The sequence below is a fragment of the Variovorax sp. DAIF25 genome (assembly GCF_050711835.1).
Taxonomy (GTDB): Bacteria; Pseudomonadota; Gammaproteobacteria; order Burkholderiales; family Burkholderiaceae_C; genus Variovorax.
In genome coordinates this window covers 4,683,951-4,698,984 of sequence record NZ_CP136636.1, presented here as the reverse complement: position 1 = coordinate 4,698,984, position 15,034 = coordinate 4,683,951, and the positions used below count along the sequence as shown (strand labels likewise).

At 70.1% G+C, this 15,034-nt stretch carries 15 protein-coding genes; 5 read left to right on the top strand and 10 right to left on the bottom strand.

The window, feature by feature from the left end; genetic code table 11:
* Window positions 1–23: 23 nt before the first annotated feature.
* Entirely contained in the window at window positions 24–1,097 is a 1,074-nt protein-coding gene (locus tag R0232_RS21750; protein WP_431509380.1) for a porin, read from the bottom strand.
* Window positions 1,098–1,128: 31 nt separating this feature from the next.
* Window positions 1,129–2,451 (bottom strand): MFS transporter, encoded by a 1,323-nt coding sequence (locus R0232_RS21745; RefSeq protein WP_431509379.1) that lies wholly within the window; start codon window positions 2,449–2,451, stop codon window positions 1,129–1,131.
* Window positions 2,452–2,609: 158 nt separating this feature from the next.
* Here R0232_RS21745 and R0232_RS21740 point away from each other — a divergent pair, with 158 nt between their 5' ends.
* Window positions 2,610–3,569: a LysR family transcriptional regulator gene (locus R0232_RS21740; protein WP_431509378.1), complete on the top strand. Its 960-nt coding sequence runs from the start codon at window positions 2,610–2,612 to the stop codon at window positions 3,567–3,569.
* Between the two features lie 2 nt (window positions 3,570–3,571).
* Here R0232_RS21740 and R0232_RS21735 read toward each other — a convergent pair whose 3' ends face one another.
* The 3 genes from R0232_RS21735 to R0232_RS21725 form a co-directional block, all read right to left on the bottom strand.
* Window positions 3,572–4,114 (bottom strand): hypothetical protein, encoded by a 543-nt coding sequence (locus R0232_RS21735; protein ID WP_431509377.1) that lies wholly within the window; start codon window positions 4,112–4,114, stop codon window positions 3,572–3,574.
* A 144-nt stretch (window positions 4,115–4,258) separates the two neighbouring features.
* Window positions 4,259–4,822, bottom strand: a complete 564-nt coding sequence (locus tag R0232_RS21730) for a L,D-transpeptidase Cds6 family protein (RefSeq protein WP_431509376.1) — start codon at window positions 4,820–4,822, stop codon at window positions 4,259–4,261.
* Between the two features lie 148 nt (window positions 4,823–4,970).
* Window positions 4,971–6,176 (bottom strand): MFS transporter, encoded by a 1,206-nt coding sequence (locus tag R0232_RS21725; RefSeq protein ID WP_431509375.1) that lies wholly within the window; start codon window positions 6,174–6,176, stop codon window positions 4,971–4,973.
* A 139-nt stretch (window positions 6,177–6,315) separates the two neighbouring features.
* Between R0232_RS21725 and R0232_RS21720 the strand changes: the two genes are divergently transcribed.
* Window positions 6,316–7,113 (top strand): AraC family transcriptional regulator, encoded by a 798-nt coding sequence (locus R0232_RS21720; RefSeq protein WP_431509374.1) that lies wholly within the window; start codon window positions 6,316–6,318, stop codon window positions 7,111–7,113.
* Between the two features lie 33 nt (window positions 7,114–7,146).
* Here the strand turns inward: R0232_RS21720 and R0232_RS21715 are convergent, their stop codons facing one another.
* The 5 genes from R0232_RS21715 to denD all read right to left on the bottom strand — a co-directional run bounded on the left by R0232_RS21715 (window position 7,147) and on the right by denD (window position 11,710).
* Window positions 7,147–7,743, bottom strand: a complete 597-nt coding sequence (locus R0232_RS21715; protein ID WP_431509373.1) for a hypothetical protein — start codon at window positions 7,741–7,743, stop codon at window positions 7,147–7,149.
* Window positions 7,744–7,758: 15 nt separating this feature from the next.
* The gene (locus R0232_RS21710; RefSeq protein ID WP_208510014.1) at window positions 7,759–9,051 is read right to left on the bottom strand and encodes a TRAP transporter large permease; all 1,293 of its coding nucleotides are present in this window, start codon (window positions 9,049–9,051) and stop codon (window positions 7,759–7,761) included.
* Between the two features lie 11 nt (window positions 9,052–9,062).
* Window positions 9,063–9,575 carry a TRAP transporter small permease gene (locus tag R0232_RS21705; RefSeq protein ID WP_203201622.1) on the bottom strand — a complete coding sequence of 171 codons (513 nt, stop codon included), beginning with the start codon at window positions 9,573–9,575 and terminating at the stop codon, window positions 9,063–9,065.
* Between the two features lie 95 nt (window positions 9,576–9,670).
* Window positions 9,671–10,645 (bottom strand): TRAP transporter substrate-binding protein, encoded by a 975-nt coding sequence (locus tag R0232_RS21700; protein ID WP_203201621.1) that lies wholly within the window; start codon window positions 10,643–10,645, stop codon window positions 9,671–9,673.
* Window positions 10,646–10,690: 45 nt separating this feature from the next.
* Window positions 10,691–11,710, bottom strand: coding sequence for a D-erythronate dehydrogenase (denD, locus tag R0232_RS21695; RefSeq protein WP_431509372.1), 1,020 nt, complete (start codon window positions 11,708–11,710; stop codon window positions 10,691–10,693).
* Between the two features lie 86 nt (window positions 11,711–11,796).
* Between denD and R0232_RS21690 the strand changes: the two genes are divergently transcribed.
* The 3 genes from R0232_RS21690 to R0232_RS21680 all read left to right on the top strand — a co-directional run bounded on the left by R0232_RS21690 (window position 11,797) and on the right by R0232_RS21680 (window position 15,004).
* Complete coding sequence (locus tag R0232_RS21690) at window positions 11,797–12,702, top strand: LysR family transcriptional regulator (protein ID WP_057597662.1); 906 nt, start codon at window positions 11,797–11,799, stop codon at window positions 12,700–12,702.
* An 88-nt stretch (window positions 12,703–12,790) separates the two neighbouring features.
* Window positions 12,791–13,606 (top strand): putative hydro-lyase, encoded by an 816-nt coding sequence (locus R0232_RS21685; RefSeq protein ID WP_431512919.1) that lies wholly within the window; start codon window positions 12,791–12,793, stop codon window positions 13,604–13,606.
* A 90-nt stretch (window positions 13,607–13,696) separates the two neighbouring features.
* Complete coding sequence (locus R0232_RS21680) at window positions 13,697–15,004, top strand: MFS transporter (protein WP_431509371.1); 1,308 nt, start codon at window positions 13,697–13,699, stop codon at window positions 15,002–15,004.
* Window positions 15,005–15,034: the final 30 nt, after the last annotated feature.

Sequence of the window (15,034 nt, the reverse complement as noted above, 5' to 3'; positions counted from 1 at the left end):
CGATCTCCTTGGAAGAAAGCTTTTTAGAAGGCGTGCGTCATGCCGACTTCGAACGCCGACTGGCGGCGGCCGCCCGCGACGGCCTGGCTGCGCAGCACCGCCTTCTGCCCGGGCCCCGCCTTCTGCAGCACGCCGAGCAGGTAGAGGCTCGTGCGCTTGGACAGCGCGTAGTCGACGTGGCCGTGCACCTGGTCCCAGCGGTAGCTCGCGAGCCTGGTGAGCGAATAGCCGCCGCCGATGCGCAGCTGGTTCGTGAGGTACTTGTAGGCACCGACGTCGAGGGTTCGCGCGGTCTCCGTCTGCTGCAGCCCTGCCGCCGACAGGCGCGTGTGGCTGTAGTTGCCCATCCAGCGCCAGCCGTCGCTGGTGTAGGCCAGCCCGACCGTGGCCGTGTCCTGCGTCTGCGACAGGGTCGTGCCCGGGGCCTTGGCGAAGTCGACGCCGTAGAGACTGGGTACGCCGAGCCGGGTGGCGGGCGCATATGGGATGCCCTTGACCGACTCCCAGATCGCGAGCGCCTGCAGCGACCCGCTGGCATAGCTGAGTTCCGCGCCGACGGCGCGCCCGACGTTGGTGGTCGAGTCCGCCTCCGCGAAGCCGTACATGGCGCCGAACTGGAAGCCGCCGAACACCGGCGACTTGTACTTGACGAGGTTGCTCAGCGAGTTGCCGACCGTGCGGTCCAGGTTGCCGGGATGCGTGGCGAGCAGCGAGGTGTAGCGCTCCGAGGTGAAGGGCGTCGCGTCGGCGAGCAGGTCGTACATCGCGCCCAGCGTGAGCGTGCCCCAGGTGCCCGAACTCAGGCCCATGTAGCTCTCGAGCGGCGCGAGGGTTCCGCTGTCGACGAAGACCGAGTTGCTCCAGCGGAAGATCGCGCGCAGGTCGCCGCCCAGCGATTCGCTGCCGGTCAGCGCCAGGAAGGGCGCGGCATGTGTCGAGGTCATCTGCAGCTGGCTGCGGCCGCCCGAGTCGCGGGTGTAGAGCACGCCGCTGCCGAGCAGGCCCGACAGCTTGAGTTCCGATTGCGCCTGCGCGCCCTGCGCCAGCGAGAGTCCCGACAGGGCGAGCAGCAGGGCCTGGGTGTTGCGTTGGATCATGAGGTGTGGCTCCCGGAAGGCTGCTGCGGGATCACGACGACATCCGCCGCTCGAGGATCACGCCCGACGTCTCGCGCCGCGCGAGCCGGCCGCCGAGCAGCAGCGCCGCGCCGACCGCGATGCAGCCCGACAGCGCGAACACCGTGGCCATCGCCGAGGGCAGGGCCAGCGCCTGGCCGTCGTAGAGATGGCGTGCCACCAGTGCGATCAGCGTGGGCGAGCCCGACTGGGCGATCAGCCCGTTGAGCACCAGCACGATCGCCATCACCATGCCGATGCCGCCGGCCGGCACGGTGCGCGCCACGAAGGTCGAGGCGACCGCCATGAAGCTCCACGAGCACAGCACCACGAGCGCGTCGAGCAGCCAGAAGGCCGTGAGGTCGCCGGTCAGGCACATCGACACGCTGAACAGCGTGGTGGCCGCGGCCACCGCCGCGCCGATGCGCGCGACCGCCGCGAGTCCGGTGGCACGGTCGAGCGCCACGCCGACCAGCCACAGCCCGAGCGGGCCCATCGTCAGCAGCAGGCCGCCCTGCATCAGGCCGATGTCGCGCAGCTCCAGGCCCCAGCGGCGCGCGATCATGGTGGGTATCCAGGCCGCCATGCCGAAGCCGATCATCGAGCTGCCGACCGCGAAGGCGAACAGCGGCACGAACAGCCGCCGCTGGTCGGCCAGCCAGCGCAGCACGGTGCGCAGGCTCTCCTGCGGACGGGCGGCCGCATCGCGCTGCGAGCGCGGGTCCTTGAAGCAGAAGATCAGCAGGCTCAGCGGCAGGCCGGCCACGCCGATCATGAACAGCGTCAGCTGCCAGGCCGAGACCTCGCCGACGAAGGGCAGCGCATGGATGCCCGAGGCCTGTACCAGGTGCAGCAGCGGCCCGCCGAGCACCAGCGACAGGCCGGTGCCCAGCATCATCGACATGGTGTAGACCGAGAGCGCGCGGGCGCGGCGCCGCTCGTCCACGCCGTCGCGGATCAGCGAATAGGAAGAGGGAGGCGTCAGCGCCTCGGCCGCGCCGACGACGGCGCGCGCGATCACCAGCGCGATGAAGGCGGTGGCCGCCGCGTTGGCCGCCACCGCCGCCGACCAGACCAGCACGCCGGTGGCGATCACGAGGCGGCGGTCGAAGCGGTCGGCCAGCCAGCCGGCCGGCAGGCCGACCAGGATGTTGGCGACCGCGAAGGCGGTGCCGATCAGGAAGCTGATCTGGATGTCGCTGACGCCGAAGTCGCGCTGGATTGGACCGACCATCAGAACCAGGATGTTCTTGTCGATCTGGGCCAGCATGTTCAGCAGGGTCAGGCAGGCCACCAGGGCCCACTGCGCGCGTGCGCGCTTGCGTTGGTCTTGCATCTTGTCTTGTCTCCGGTTGCTTGTTCTGCGAGCTCGCGATGGCTCGTTGGAGGCGGATGATCCGGGCCGGCGATGCATATGCAAAATTCATTCTTTAAATTCGATGCATTTGCCGCGCAAATTCCAGGAAGATCCCGCGCGAATCAAGGAGACGACCCATGCGCTTCAACAAACTCGACCTCAACCTGCTGGTGGTGCTCGATGCGGTGCTGACCACGCGCAGCGTGAGCCGCGCCGCCGAGCGGCTCTACCTGAGCCAGCCGGCGACCAGCCTGTCGCTGAGCCGGCTGCGCGAGTACTTCGAAGACGAGCTGCTGGTGCCGGTCGGCAAGACGCAGGTGCCGACCGCGCTCGCCAACGAGCTGATGAAGCCGGTGCGCGACGTGCTGCTGCAGCTGCAGACCATCACGCGCGCGCGGCCCGGCTTCGACCCGGCCACCTCGACCCGGCGCTTCACCATCGAGTCCTCGGACTACGTGATCAGCGTGCTGCTGTCCGAGGTGGTGCGGCGCGCCGCGACGCTCGCGCCGCTGATGCAGTTCGACCTGCGCGCCATGAGCCCGCAGATGCGCGAGCACCTCGACAGCGGCGAGATCGAGCTGCTGATCTCGCCCGATTTCGCGATCGTGCCCGGGCATCCGTCCGAGCCGCTGTTCGAGGACACCTTCTCGTGCCTGCTGTGCCTCGACCAGCCGGTCAAGGGCAAGCGGCTCGGCGCCGAGCAGTACTTCGAGTCCGCCCACGTCGGCATCGAATGGGCCGGCGGCCGGCGCGTGACCTTTGACGCGCGGCTCATCTCCACGGGCCGGCGCACGCGCCGCCAGGACGTGATCGCGCCCAACTTCACGCTGGTGCCCGAGCTGCTGCTCGGCACCGCGCGCATCGCCACCTTGCCGACGCGGCTCGCGCACCAGATGGCGCGGCGCTTTCCGCTGCAGGTGCAGCCCTGTCCGGTCGAGATCCCGGGCTTCACCGAGAAGCTGCAGTGGCACAAGCACCAGGACCGCGACCCGGCGATCGTCTGGCTGCGCTCGCTGCTGCGCGAGACCGCGCAGGGGCTGCCCGAATTGAAGAGCCTGAAGGCCGCGCGTTCAGCGGCGCCGCGGCGGCGTGCCTGAACTCAGTGCACCACTTCGGCCGGCGGCAGCAGCCGGTCGATGCGCTCGCGCAATGACTCGGCGCGCTCGGTGCCGGCCGTTTTCTCGACCTCGGTCAGCATCAGCGCGGCGATGGTCAGCATCGCCTCGCGGTCGCGCGCCTCGCGCAGCGCGTCGCGCATCTGCAGCGCGAAGCGCGGATCGCGGCGCACGAACATGCGCTCGCAGATGTCGAACAGGAACATGCGCGTGGTGGCCAGCGAGCGCTTGCCGTCGAAGGTGTCGGCGGCGATCGAGACGTGGATGGGTTCGACGGCCGGCGCGGGCTGCGGTGCGGGCATTGCCTCGGCCGCAGCTTCGGCGGCCTTCGGATCGTGCAGGTAGCCGCGCTCCACCAGCGTCATCAGCGCCTGCTCGGCTTCGCCGCGGCTCGCGAACAGCGGGCTGAAGTCGGTCAGCGAACGGCGGCCGTCGGCCATCAGCAGCAACGCCCGTTCGCGCTGGCTCAGGGTGCGCTGTCCGCCCTGGAGTTCGTCGCGCGCCTTGTCGGTCTTGGTGGGAAACATGCGGTGCCGCCGGGTCCGGGAATGGAGCCCGAGCTTCACGGATGAGCGTGACACCCTCATGAAGCGCAGAACACCAAAGACCTCAGTGGCGGCGCACGCTGCAGGCGCGCGCCGTCTACCGCTGGTGACGCGCGGCGGCGGCGTTCAGCTGCCTGCGCTTTCCTTGCGGATCAGCCAGCGGCCATCGACGCGCTGCAGCTCGAGCGTCTTGCGGCCGCTCTCCTTGATCTTGTCGGCGGCGTAGCTCTGCTTGAACTTCGCGGTGGCGGTGTTGCCGTTGATGCTGACCACCAGGTTGTCGACCTTCACGCTGATGCTCGACTTGTTGCCGATGCGCTTGCGGCGTTCCTCTTCCCAGGCCTTGTGGCTGCTGCCCTTGGCGGGCTGGAAGTCGCTCGCGTAGCTGGCGAGGTACTTGTCGACGTCCTTCGAGGCCCAGGCGGCGGCCCAGGCGCGCACGGCGGCCTCGACCTCGGCCGGCGCGGCGGCGGCCGCGGCGGGCGCAGGCGCGGGTGCCGCGGCGGGAGCCGGTGCGGCTGCGGCCGGTGCTGCTGCCGCAGGGGCCGCAGCAGGGGCCGGCGCCGCTGCCGGTGCGGGTGCCTTCGCGGGTGCATCGGCCGCCACGGCCGGTGCGACTGCACAGAGGCCGGCCAGGGCCGCCGCCGCGAGCACGGCACCTGCGGAGAGACGGGGAAGGAATCGATTCATGCGCATGTCCTGGTTGTGTTGATGTCGGAACCGGTCGCCGGGGGCGATTTTCGATTCTGGCAGTGAAACCCGGCCCGCATGTGTCGGATCGTCGCGGCTGTACGGCCGCCGCAACGCCGGGCCCCCGCGCACTCACCGGTTCCGGTGGTCAGGCCTTGCCCGAGGCCACGCTCGCGGGCCGCGGCGCGACCGTGCCCGCATCGAGCGTGCGGTTGCGCATGCGCAGCGACAGCAGCGCCGCCACGCACAGCACGCACAGCACCGCGCTGAAGGTCACGCCCAATCCGCGCGCATCGGACAGCAGGCCGAACAGCGGCGACACCAGGCCGCCCACCGAGAGCGCGAGTCCCAGCGTGATGCCGCTGGCCGTGGCCGGGTTGCGCGGCAGGTAGTCCTGCGCCAGCGTCACCTGCGCCGCGAAGGGCAGGAACATGCACAGCCCCAGCAGCGCCGTGCAGGCCAGCGCCCAGGCGGGCGAGGACGCGAGCACCAGCCCGGCCATGGCCGGCACCGCGAGCAGGTAGCCCGCGCGGATCGTGCCCATGCGCCCGATGCGGTCGCCGAGCCAGCCGCCCAGCAGGGTGCCCACGGCACCGGCGGCGGTGAAGCCGGTCAGCGCCGCCGCGCCCTGGAAGGCCGAGCCGTGCAGGTCGCGCGTGATGCGCAGCGAGAGCATCGACAGCACCGTCACGTAGGGGATCGACCAGCCGACGATGGTGGCCACCAGCAGCGCGAAGGCGCGCCAGTCGTTCGGCGCTCGCTGCGCCGCGGCCTGCGCGCGCCGGGCCGCGCCGGCCCGTGCCGCGTTCGCCGCGCCCTGGCCGCGGTTGGCCAGCAGCCACACGGCGCCCATCGCCAGCGCGGGCAGCCCGAGCAGGTAGCTGCGCGACAGCGCGCCGCCGCCGACCACCGTGGTGGCGAGCACCGGCGCGAACGAGGCGCCGATGGTGCCGCCGACCGAGAACACGCTCATCGCCTTCTGCGAGGCGCCGCCGGCCGCGCGCGCCGCCACGGTGGCGCTCGGGTGGTAGGCCGCGATGCCGAGGCCGCACAGCACGGTCGCGAGCCAGGTCCAGAGGTAGTTCGAGCCCAGGCCCGCGAGCACCAGGCCCAGCGCCGCGACCAGGAAGCCCGCCGGCACCAGCCAGGGCCGCGGATGGCGGTCGGCATAGAGACCGAACAGCGGCTGCACCACGCTCGACAGCCCGGTGGCCGCGAGCATCAGCCCGCTCACGGCCGTGTAGCTGTAGCCGCGCTCCAGCACCATCAGCGGCAGCAGCGCGGGCACCAGGCCCTGGTAGAGATCGTTGACGGCGTGGGTGCCGGTGAGAAGCCCGAGGCGGCCCTTGTTCATCGGTGGCCTCCCGGCGTGGCCGGCGGCGGATTGCATTGCATGCGATAGCCCTTTCTGTGAAACCTCGTGTCGAGGTCGGGCCATGCTAGGAAGCCGTGCGAAGATGATCTCGCTACGAAAGAACAAGGATCGTCGAGAAATGGACAAGCTGCAGCCGCCCGCCGAATTCGACCTGCGCCCCGAGCATGGCGAATCGACACCGCGTGCGGTCGCTGTGCTGGCGACCGATGCCGAGGGCCACGCCGTCATTCCGCTGCACAGCCATCGGCGCGGCCAGCTGATCCATGCGATCTCGGGCGTGATGATCGTGAGCGCCGAGGCCGGCAGCTGGGTGGTGCCGCCGGGGCGCGGCGCCTGGCTGCCGCCCGGCATGGTGCACGGCATCCGCATGGCGGGCGACGTGCGCATGCGCACCGTCTTCGTCGAGCCTGGCACCCGCGCCGGCCTCGGCGCCGACTGCCGCGTGATCCCGGTCGACGCGCTGCTGCGCGAGCTCATCGTGGCCGCGATCGCGCTGCCGCTGGACTATGCGCGGGGCGGTCGCGACGAACGCGTGATGGAGCTGATCCTCGACGAGATCGAGCGCGCCCCCGCGCTCTCGCTGCATGTGCCGATGCCGCGCCATGCGCGCCTGGCGGCGCTGTGCGAGGAACTGGTGCGCGATCCCGCGCTGCCGGCCTCGCTCGAGGCCTGGGCGAAGCGGCTGCACATGAACGCGCGCACGCTGGCGCGCCTGTTCCAGCGCGAGACCGGCATGAACTTCGGCGCCTGGCGCCGGCAGGCGCGGCTGCTGCTGAGCCTGCCGCGGCTGGCGGCCGGCGCCTCGATCCTCGAGGTGGCGCTGGCCCACGGCTACGACAGCCCGAGCGCCTATGCGGCGATGTTCCGCCGCACGCTGGGCATGCCGCCGAGCCAGTACCTGCAGCGCGAGGCCTAGGAGCGTGCGCGGCAGAAGGCCCGGCTCCGGGATTCAGGAGCGGCGGCGTTCCTTCGAGCGAAAGCGCCCGATGTACGGCAGGCCGTTGTAGGTCTTGCCCGCATCGTCGATCGGCCAGGCGGGATCGGCGTAGACGAAGCCCGCGTTGGCGGTCACGATGCCGCGCTCGGCGCAGGCCAGCGCGACCCGCTCGGTCGCGGCGCCCGCCTCGATCGTGCTCTCGTCGATGATCCGGCGCACCGGCACGGGTTCGGGAAACCAGATGACCTGCAGCAGGTCCTCGTCGTAGAGGAACTTCATGCCGGCATCGATGCAGAAGCCGCAGCCGGTCACGTCGCCGGGCGCCGCCTCGATGTCTTCCACCTCGAGATCCCAGTAGTTCCCGGCGTGGTCGAAGTAGCGCATGAACGCCTCCTCGCCCTGCGTGGCGTTGCCGATCCAGAAGTGCAGCGATTCGAAGGGGCGCTCCGGCTGGGGCGGACCGTACTTCGCCACCCAGTCGAACAGCGTGCCGGACTTCAGGCCCTCGCGTTTCTCCAGGGCGGGGAAGCCGCCGGTCGGCGTGCGGTTCAGCGCTTCGTCGACCAGCGCGCGGATGTACTCCTCGTCATGCTTCTTTCGAGTGGGCATGCAGGCCGCTCCCCGCTACTTGAAGCCGAGCACGTGCGGCAGCCAGGTGCTGAGCGCGGGCACGAAGGTCAGGATCAGCAGCACCGCGCCATGGGCCCAGAGGAAGGGCACCAGCTCGCGCACCAGCGCCGACATCGGCACCTTCGACACGTTGCAGGTCACGAACAGCAGCCCGCCCACGGGCGGCGTGATCATGCCCAGCGTGAGGTTGAAGATCACGATCATCGCGAAGTGCACCGGATCGACGCCGAGCTTGATCGCCACCGGCGCGAGGATCGGCGCCAGCACCATCACGCCCGGCAGCGGCTCGATGAAGATGCCGAACAGCAGCAGGAACACGTTGACGATGATCAGGAACATCCACGGCGAGAGGTTCATGCCGATCAGCCATTCGGCCATCTGCTGCGGGATGCCCTCGATGGTCAGCACCCAGGCGAAGGAGGCCGACAGCCCGATGATGATCAGCACCGAGGCCGACAGCAGCGCCGAGCGCGAGAGGATGTCGGGCAGCATCTTCCACTCGAGCGTGCGGTAGACGAACTTGCCGCACACCAGCGCGTAGAACACCGCCACCACCGAGGCCTCGGTGGGCGTGAACCAGCCCGCGCGCATGCCGCCGAGGATCACCACCGGCAGCAGGATCGCGGGGATCGCCTTCCAGGTCGTGACGAGGATCTCGCGCAGCGGCGGGGTCTGGCCGTCGCCCTTGTAGTTGCGCTTCTTCGAGACGTGGTAGTTGACCAGGCACATCGCCACCGCGATCAGGATGCCCGGCAGGATGCCGGCCGCAAACAGCGTGCCGACCGACACGCTCTCGTCCTGCAGCGCATAGATGATCATGATGATCGAGGGCGGGATGATCGGCCCCACGATCGCGGTCGAGGCCGTGAGCGCCGCCGCGTAGGAGCGGTCGTAGCCGGCCTTGTCCATCATCTTGATCAGCATCGAGCCCGGGCCCGCGGCGTCGGCCAGCGCCGAGCCCGAGATGCCCGAGAAGAAGGTCAGCGACACCACGTTGGTGTAGCCCAGGCCGCCGCGGCGGTGGCCCACGAACTGGCCCGCGAAGCGCAGCAGCACCTCGGTCAGCGAGCCGCCGCTCATGAGCTCGGCCGCGAGGATGAAGAAGGGCACCGCCATCAGCGGGAAGCTGTCGATGCCGGTGAAGGTTTCCTTCAAGAGCACCATCAGCGGATAGCTCTCGGCGAGGATCAGCGTGGTGGCGGTGGACAGCCCGAGCGCGAAGGCCACGGGCACGCCGATCGCGAGGAACACGCAGGCGGAGACGATCAGAACGACGCTGGCATCCATGGTCGTTCTCCTTACAGCGACGCCGAGGCGTTGGCGTCGAAGTGCGCGTCGGACGCGAACTCGCGGTTCATCACGTAGCCGCGCACCACCAGCAGCCAGTGCACGATCAGCAGCACGCCGCCGATCAGCATCGCGCTGTAGATGTAGGCGAAGGGGATCTGCGTCACCGCGGTGAGCTGGAACATGGTGCGTTCCATGTAGAGCCAGCCGTACCAGACCATGAAGCCGAAGAAGGCGAACAGCAGCGAGGCGACCACGATGCGCAGCGCGATCGCGGCCTGGCGCGGCAGCGCGTCCTGCAGGTTCTCGACCGCGATGTGCCCGCCGTAGCGCAGCACCGGGCCGGCGCCGATGAAGGTCAGCCAGATCATCATGTGGCGCGACACCTCCTCGGCCCACTCGATCGACTGGCTGGTGGTGTAGCGCAGCACGACGTTGGTGAAGATGATGACCGACATCGCGGCCAGCAGGAGGATCAGCGCCCAGCGGTTGGCGGCGAGGAAATAGCGCTCGAAGGCTTGCACGTGTGTTGTTCTCGGTTCTGTCTCAAAACGAAGCGCCCGGCGGGGCCGGGCGCGTTCCTCGAACGTCGGGGGCGCCGCGCGGCGCCGCCTCTTTCTTATTGGACGTCCGTGATCTTCTTGATGTTGTCCGCGCCGAATTCCTTGGCGTAGCTCGCGTAGGCGGGCTTGAGCGCTTCGCGGAAGGCGGCGCCGTCGACCGTGCGCGTGACCTTCATGCCGTCCTTCTCGAGCTGGGCGATGCCGTTGTTCTCGTCGTCGTTGACCTTCTTGCGCTGGGCGATGGCGGCCTTCTTCGCGGCCTCGACGAACACCTTCTTGTCGCCGTCCGAGAGCTTGTTCCAGACCTTGGGCGACAGCAGCAGCAGGGCGGGCGAGTAGACGTGGCCGGTCAGCGACAGGTGCTTCTGCACCTGCGAGAACTTCGAGGCCAGGATCACGGGGATCGGGTTCTCCTGGCCGTCGACCGTGCCCTGCTGCAGCGCGCCGAACAGCTCGGGGAAGGCCATCGGCGTGGGCAGGATGCCGAAGGTGCGGTAGCCGTCCATGTGCACCTTGTTCTCCATCGTGCGCATCTTCAGGCCGGCCGCGTCGGCGGGCTTGACGATGTCGCGCTTGCTGTTCGTCATGTGGCGGAAACCGTTCTCGGTCCAGGCCAGCGCGACGATGCCCTTGCTCGGGAACTTGGTCAGGATGTCCTGGCCGATCGGGCCGTCCATGACCTTGCGTGCATGGGCGTAGTCGCGGAACAGGAACGGGATGTCGACGATCTTGACCTCGGGCACGAAGTTGCCGACCGGGCCGGTCGAGGTGTTCACCAGGTCCTGCGTGCCGAGCTGGATCGCCTCGATCTGCTCGCGTTCGCCGCCCAGCGCCGAGTTGGCGAAGTGCTGGCACTTGAAGCGGCCTTGCGTGCCCTTCTCGACCTCGTCGCAGAACACGGTCGAGCCGACGCCGTAGTGCGACTCCTTCGAGGTCGCGTAGCCGATCTTCAGGACGGTGGGTTGCTGCGCGAGGGCGCTGGTGCCCAGGGCGAGCGAAAGGCAGGCGGCGGCGATGTGGCCGAGTTTCATGGTGTCTCCGGGGGGATTGGTCAGGATTGCGTCAGGCGCCCCGGACTATGCCGCAACCGGAAGCTTTACAGCGTCGGGATTTTCACGGACGTACTCGCGGATCACGGCGTCGAAGCTGTCGTCCGACCCCAGGCCGAGCGCGCGGGCGCGCGGCGTGTCGAAGCGGCCGGGCCAGGACTTCACGATGCGCCGGATCGTCGGCTCGGGCGTGCGGTCGAGCAACGCGGTCGCGGCCGGGCCGGCCACGCGCTCGAGGGCCGCGGCCATCTCGCCGACGGTCGTGGACAGCGAAGGCAGGTTCACGGCGGTGCGCGGACCCCATTCGGCCTCGCTCGCCTCGGCCGCGCGGATCAGCCCCTCGATGGTGCGCGCCGGCGAGGCGACGGCCACCGGCGTCTCGTCGGGCACCGGGCAGGCCGCGCGCAGCCCGGCCAGGGGCTCGCGGATCATGCCGCTGAAGAAGCCCGAGGCCGCGCCGTTGGGCTTGCCGGGGCGCACGCTCACCGTCATCAGCCGCACGCTGCGCCCGCGCACGAAGCCCTTGCGCGTGAAGTCGGCCACCAGCTGCTCGCCGATGAACTTCTGGATCCCGTAGCTGGTCTGCGGCGTGGGCAGCGTGTGGTCGTCGATCACCGGCGGCAGCGGCTGCTCGGGCGAATCGCCGAACACCGCGAGCGAGCTCGAGAACACCAGCACCGGCCGGGTGCCGAGCGCGCGCAGCCGCTCGAGCAGCGCATGGGTGGCGGCGAAGTTGCTGCGCATGCCGAGGTCGAAGTCGGCCTCGCACTCGCCGCTGACCGCGGCCGCGAGGTGGAACACGGCCTCGGCCTCGCGCCAGGGCGTGGCGTCGGCATCGGCGCCGAGCTGGTCGTTGAGGTCGCCAGTCACGAAGGCGACACGCGGGTCGGCCGCGAGGTCGGCCGGCGGCGGCGCGCGGTCGACCAGGGTGATCCTGTGGATGGGTCGGACGGGCGCGCCCGCGAGTGAGAGGCTGCCCGTGGCCAGCAGCGTGCGGGCGAGGCGGGCGCCCAGAAAGCCGGCGCCGCCGGTGATGACGATCTGCATGTCGGTCCTTGTCTCCTTGTCGAGGGTCCGAGGATAAGCGCGGCCGGCGCGACACTCGGGGCTTCGCCAGTCCGCCGAGCCGAACGATGAACCTCCGATTCGTGGAAGCCTTCCACTGGGCCGTGGCCCTCAAGAGCGTGACGCGCGCCGCCGAGAAGCTGCACCTCACGCAGTCCGCGCTGTCCAGCCGCATCGCCGCGCTCGAGCGCGAGCTCGGCACCTTGCTGCTCGACCGGCGCGACAAGCAGTTCCGCCTCACGGTGGCGGGCCAGCGCTTCCATGCCTTCGCGCAGAAGCTGCTCGAGATGCAGATGCACATCAAGGCCGAGATGGGCTCGGGCGCGGTGCGCGAGACGGTGCTGCGCGTGGGGGCCATCGAGTCGGTGGTGCACAGCTGGCTCACCGGCTGGCTCAAGCACATGCAGGCCACCTACCCGGACTTCGAGCTCGAGCTCACGGTCGAAACCACGCCGGTGCTGGTCGACCAATTGCAGCGCGGCAAGCAGGACCTGGTGTTCGCCGCGCTGCCCGCGGTGGGCGACGGCGTGCGCACGCGCGCGGTGCCGCCGATGGCCATGTGCTTCGTCGGCCACCGCGAGCTGCACCTGCGGCGGCGCTACCGCATCGCCGACCTGCTGTCGCTCGACCTGCTGACCTTCCAGCGCGGTTCGCAGCCGCATGTGGCGCTGCTGGAGTTCTTCCGCGAGGCCGGCGGCGCGGCGCCGCGCGTGCATGCGATCTCCTCGATCTCGGCGATGGCGCAACTGGTGGAGGCGGGCTTCGGCGTGGCCACCTTGCCGCGCGCGGTGGTCGACGGCCTGGCAAGGCGGCTGCCGCTGCGGGTGCTGCCGAGCGAAGGGACGCTGGAGCCATTGCCGATCTATGCGAGCTATCGCGACGATCCTTCTTCACTGCTGCTCGAAGCCGCCGTGAGTTCCGCCGTGGTGCACGGATCGCACCGCGCTGGGTCATCGAAAAAATCGATGAGCTGAGCAAGAAACTTTGCGTTGGCGTTCGGGCGCGCGGATTCCCACAATCCGCCCACCACAACGAAGAGACATGCAGCCGCTCGCCAACGCCATGCCAGCCAACGACGAACCGATCTCCCTGCCCACCGGCGCGAGCAGTGCACGCGAGGTGCGGCAAGCCGCCCGCGCCGGCCGCCTGAGTGGCCACACCAGCGGCCTCGCCAGCGCCCACGTGCAGGGCAACCTCGTGATCCTGCCGCAGGCCTACGCGGGCGACTTCCTGCGCTTCTGCCAGGCCAATCCCAAGCCCTGCCCGCTGCTCGGCGTGACCGAGGTCGGCGATCCCTCGCTCCCCGCGCTCGGCGAGGACATCGACCTGCGCAGCGACCTGCCGCGCTACCGCGTCTGGCGCGAGGGCGAACTGGTCGACGAGCCCACCGACGTGCGCGCGCTGTGGCGGGACGACATGGTCGGCTTCGTCATCGGCTGCTCGTTCACCTTCGAGCATGCGCTGCTGGCCGAGGGCATCGCGCTGCGGCACGTGGCGCAGGGCCGCAACGTCGCGATGTACCGCACCGGGCTGCAGACGGTGCCGGCCGGTCCGTTCCGCGGGCCGCTGGTGGTGTCGATGCGCCCGTTGCGCGCCGCCGATGCGATCCGCGCGGTGCAGATCACCTCGCGCTTTCCGGCCGTGCATGGCGCGCCGGTGCACCTCGGCGATCCCGCGCTGATCGGCATCCGCGACATCGGCCGCCCCGAGTACGGCGATGCCGTCGAGGTGATGCCCGACGAGCTGCCGGTGTTCTGGGCCTGCGGCGTGACGCCCCAGGCCGCGCTCGCGGCCGCGCGGCTGCCGCTGGCGATCACGCATGCGCCGGGCGCGATGCTGGTCACCGACCTGCCGCACCACCGGCTCGCCGCGCTGTAGCGCGCCGCCCCTGGTTCCGATCGCCGCCGGTTCCCTGGGCAGGGACCGCGTGGCGCCGTTCCCGCCCCGACCCACCCTGGAGAAGACACCATGAAAAACAGCACCCTCGAGGCCACCGCGCCGACGCCCGTCGACGGCACGGAGGACGCCGGCGACGCCAACTGGCTGCGCACCCTGAACCCGAACGAGAAGCGCACGCTCGCGGCCTCGTTCAGCGGCTACGCGGTCGATGCCTTCGACTACTACACGCTGCCGCTGGTCACGCCGATCCTGCTGTCGCTGTGGGGCATGAGCAAGACCGAGGTCGGCCTGATCGGCACCGCCACCCTGGTGGCCTCGGCGCTCGGCGGCTGGGCCGCGGGCATCCTGGCCGACCGCTACGGCCGGGTGCGCATCCTGCAGCTCACGATCCTGGTGTTCGCGATCTTCACCTTCGCCTGCGGCCTGGCCCAGACGCCCGGGCAGCTGCTGGTGGCGCGCACGCTGCAGGGCCTGGGCTTCGGCGGCGAATGGGCCGTGGGCTCGGTGCTGATCGCCGAGATGATCCGGCCGGCCTACCGCGGCAAGGCGGTCGGGCTGGTGCAGAGCAGCTGGGCCGTGGGCTGGGGCGCGGCGGTGCTGGTGTCGATGGCGCTGTTCTCGTTCCTGCCGCCCGAGATCTCGTGGCGCGTGATGTTCCTGCTGGGCCTGCTGCCGGCGCTGCTGATCGTCTTCATCCGCCGCTCGATCAGCGACCCCGAGATCTACGTGCAGACCCGCGCCGCCGTGGCGCGCGGCGAGCGCAGCGGCAACTTCCTCGCGATCTTCAAGCCCGGCGTGCTCGGCACCACGGTGCTCGCGAGCCTGCTGTTCACCGGCATGCAGGGCGGCTACTACGCCATCGGCGTGTGGCTGCCGACCTTCCTGAAGAACGAGCGCCACCTGACGGTGCTGAGCTCGGGCGGCTACCAGTTCATGTTCATCGTCGGCGCCTTCGTCGGCTACCTCTGCGGCGCCTACCTGTCGGACCGCCTGGGCCGCCGCCGCGCCTTCATCCTGTTCGCCATCGGCGCCGGCCTGCTGGTCTATGCCTACACGCTGCTGCCGATCACCGACGGCCTGATGCTGCTGCTGGGCTTCCCGCTCGGCTTCTTCATGTCGGGCATCTTCAGCGGCGCGGGCGCCTTCCTGGCCGAGCTGTTCCCCAACGAGCTGCGCGGCTCCGGGCAAGGCTTTTGCTACAACTTCGGGCGCGGCATCGGCGCCACCTTCCCGGCGCTGGTCGGCGTGCTCAGCGACCGCATGCACCTGTCGCTGGGCACCGCCATCGGCGTCTGCGCGGCGGTGGCCTATGCGATGGTCGTGGTGGTGGCGCTGTGCCTGCCCGAGACCCGTGGCCGCGACCTGCGCCAGAACTGACCCGATTCCGCTCCCTTTCCTCGCGAAGAC

Coding starts and splice junctions, on each gene's coding strand:
- R0232_RS21750 (WP_431509380.1), bottom strand. CDS start 1,097: ATGATCCAACGCAACACCCAGGCCCTGCTGCTCGCCCTGTCGGGACTC.
- denD (WP_431509372.1), bottom strand. CDS start 11,710: ATGCAGATCGTCATCACCGGCGGCGCCGGCTTTCTGGGCGCCCGCCTC.
- R0232_RS21745 (WP_431509379.1), bottom strand. CDS start 2,451: ATGCAAGACCAACGCAAGCGCGCACGCGCGCAGTGGGCCCTGGTGGCC.
- R0232_RS21715 (WP_431509373.1), bottom strand. CDS start 7,743: ATGCCCACTCGAAAGAAGCATGACGAGGAGTACATCCGCGCGCTGGTC.
- R0232_RS21685 (WP_431512919.1), top strand. CDS start 12,791: ATGCCAGCCAACGACGAACCGATCTCCCTGCCCACCGGCGCGAGCAGT.
- R0232_RS21730 (WP_431509376.1), bottom strand. CDS start 4,822: ATGAATCGATTCCTTCCCCGTCTCTCCGCAGGTGCCGTGCTCGCGGCG.
- R0232_RS21735 (WP_431509377.1), bottom strand. CDS start 4,114: ATGTTTCCCACCAAGACCGACAAGGCGCGCGACGAACTCCAGGGCGGA.
- R0232_RS21680 (WP_431509371.1), top strand. CDS start 13,697: ATGAAAAACAGCACCCTCGAGGCCACCGCGCCGACGCCCGTCGACGGC.
- R0232_RS21720 (WP_431509374.1), top strand. CDS start 6,316: ATGGACAAGCTGCAGCCGCCCGCCGAATTCGACCTGCGCCCCGAGCAT.
- R0232_RS21725 (WP_431509375.1), bottom strand. CDS start 6,176: ATGAACAAGGGCCGCCTCGGGCTTCTCACCGGCACCCACGCCGTCAAC.
- R0232_RS21690 (WP_057597662.1), top strand. CDS start 11,797: ATGAACCTCCGATTCGTGGAAGCCTTCCACTGGGCCGTGGCCCTCAAG.
- R0232_RS21700 (WP_203201621.1), bottom strand. CDS start 10,645: ATGAAACTCGGCCACATCGCCGCCGCCTGCCTTTCGCTCGCCCTGGGC.
- R0232_RS21740 (WP_431509378.1), top strand. CDS start 2,610: ATGCGCTTCAACAAACTCGACCTCAACCTGCTGGTGGTGCTCGATGCG.
- R0232_RS21710 (WP_208510014.1), bottom strand. CDS start 9,051: ATGGATGCCAGCGTCGTTCTGATCGTCTCCGCCTGCGTGTTCCTCGCG.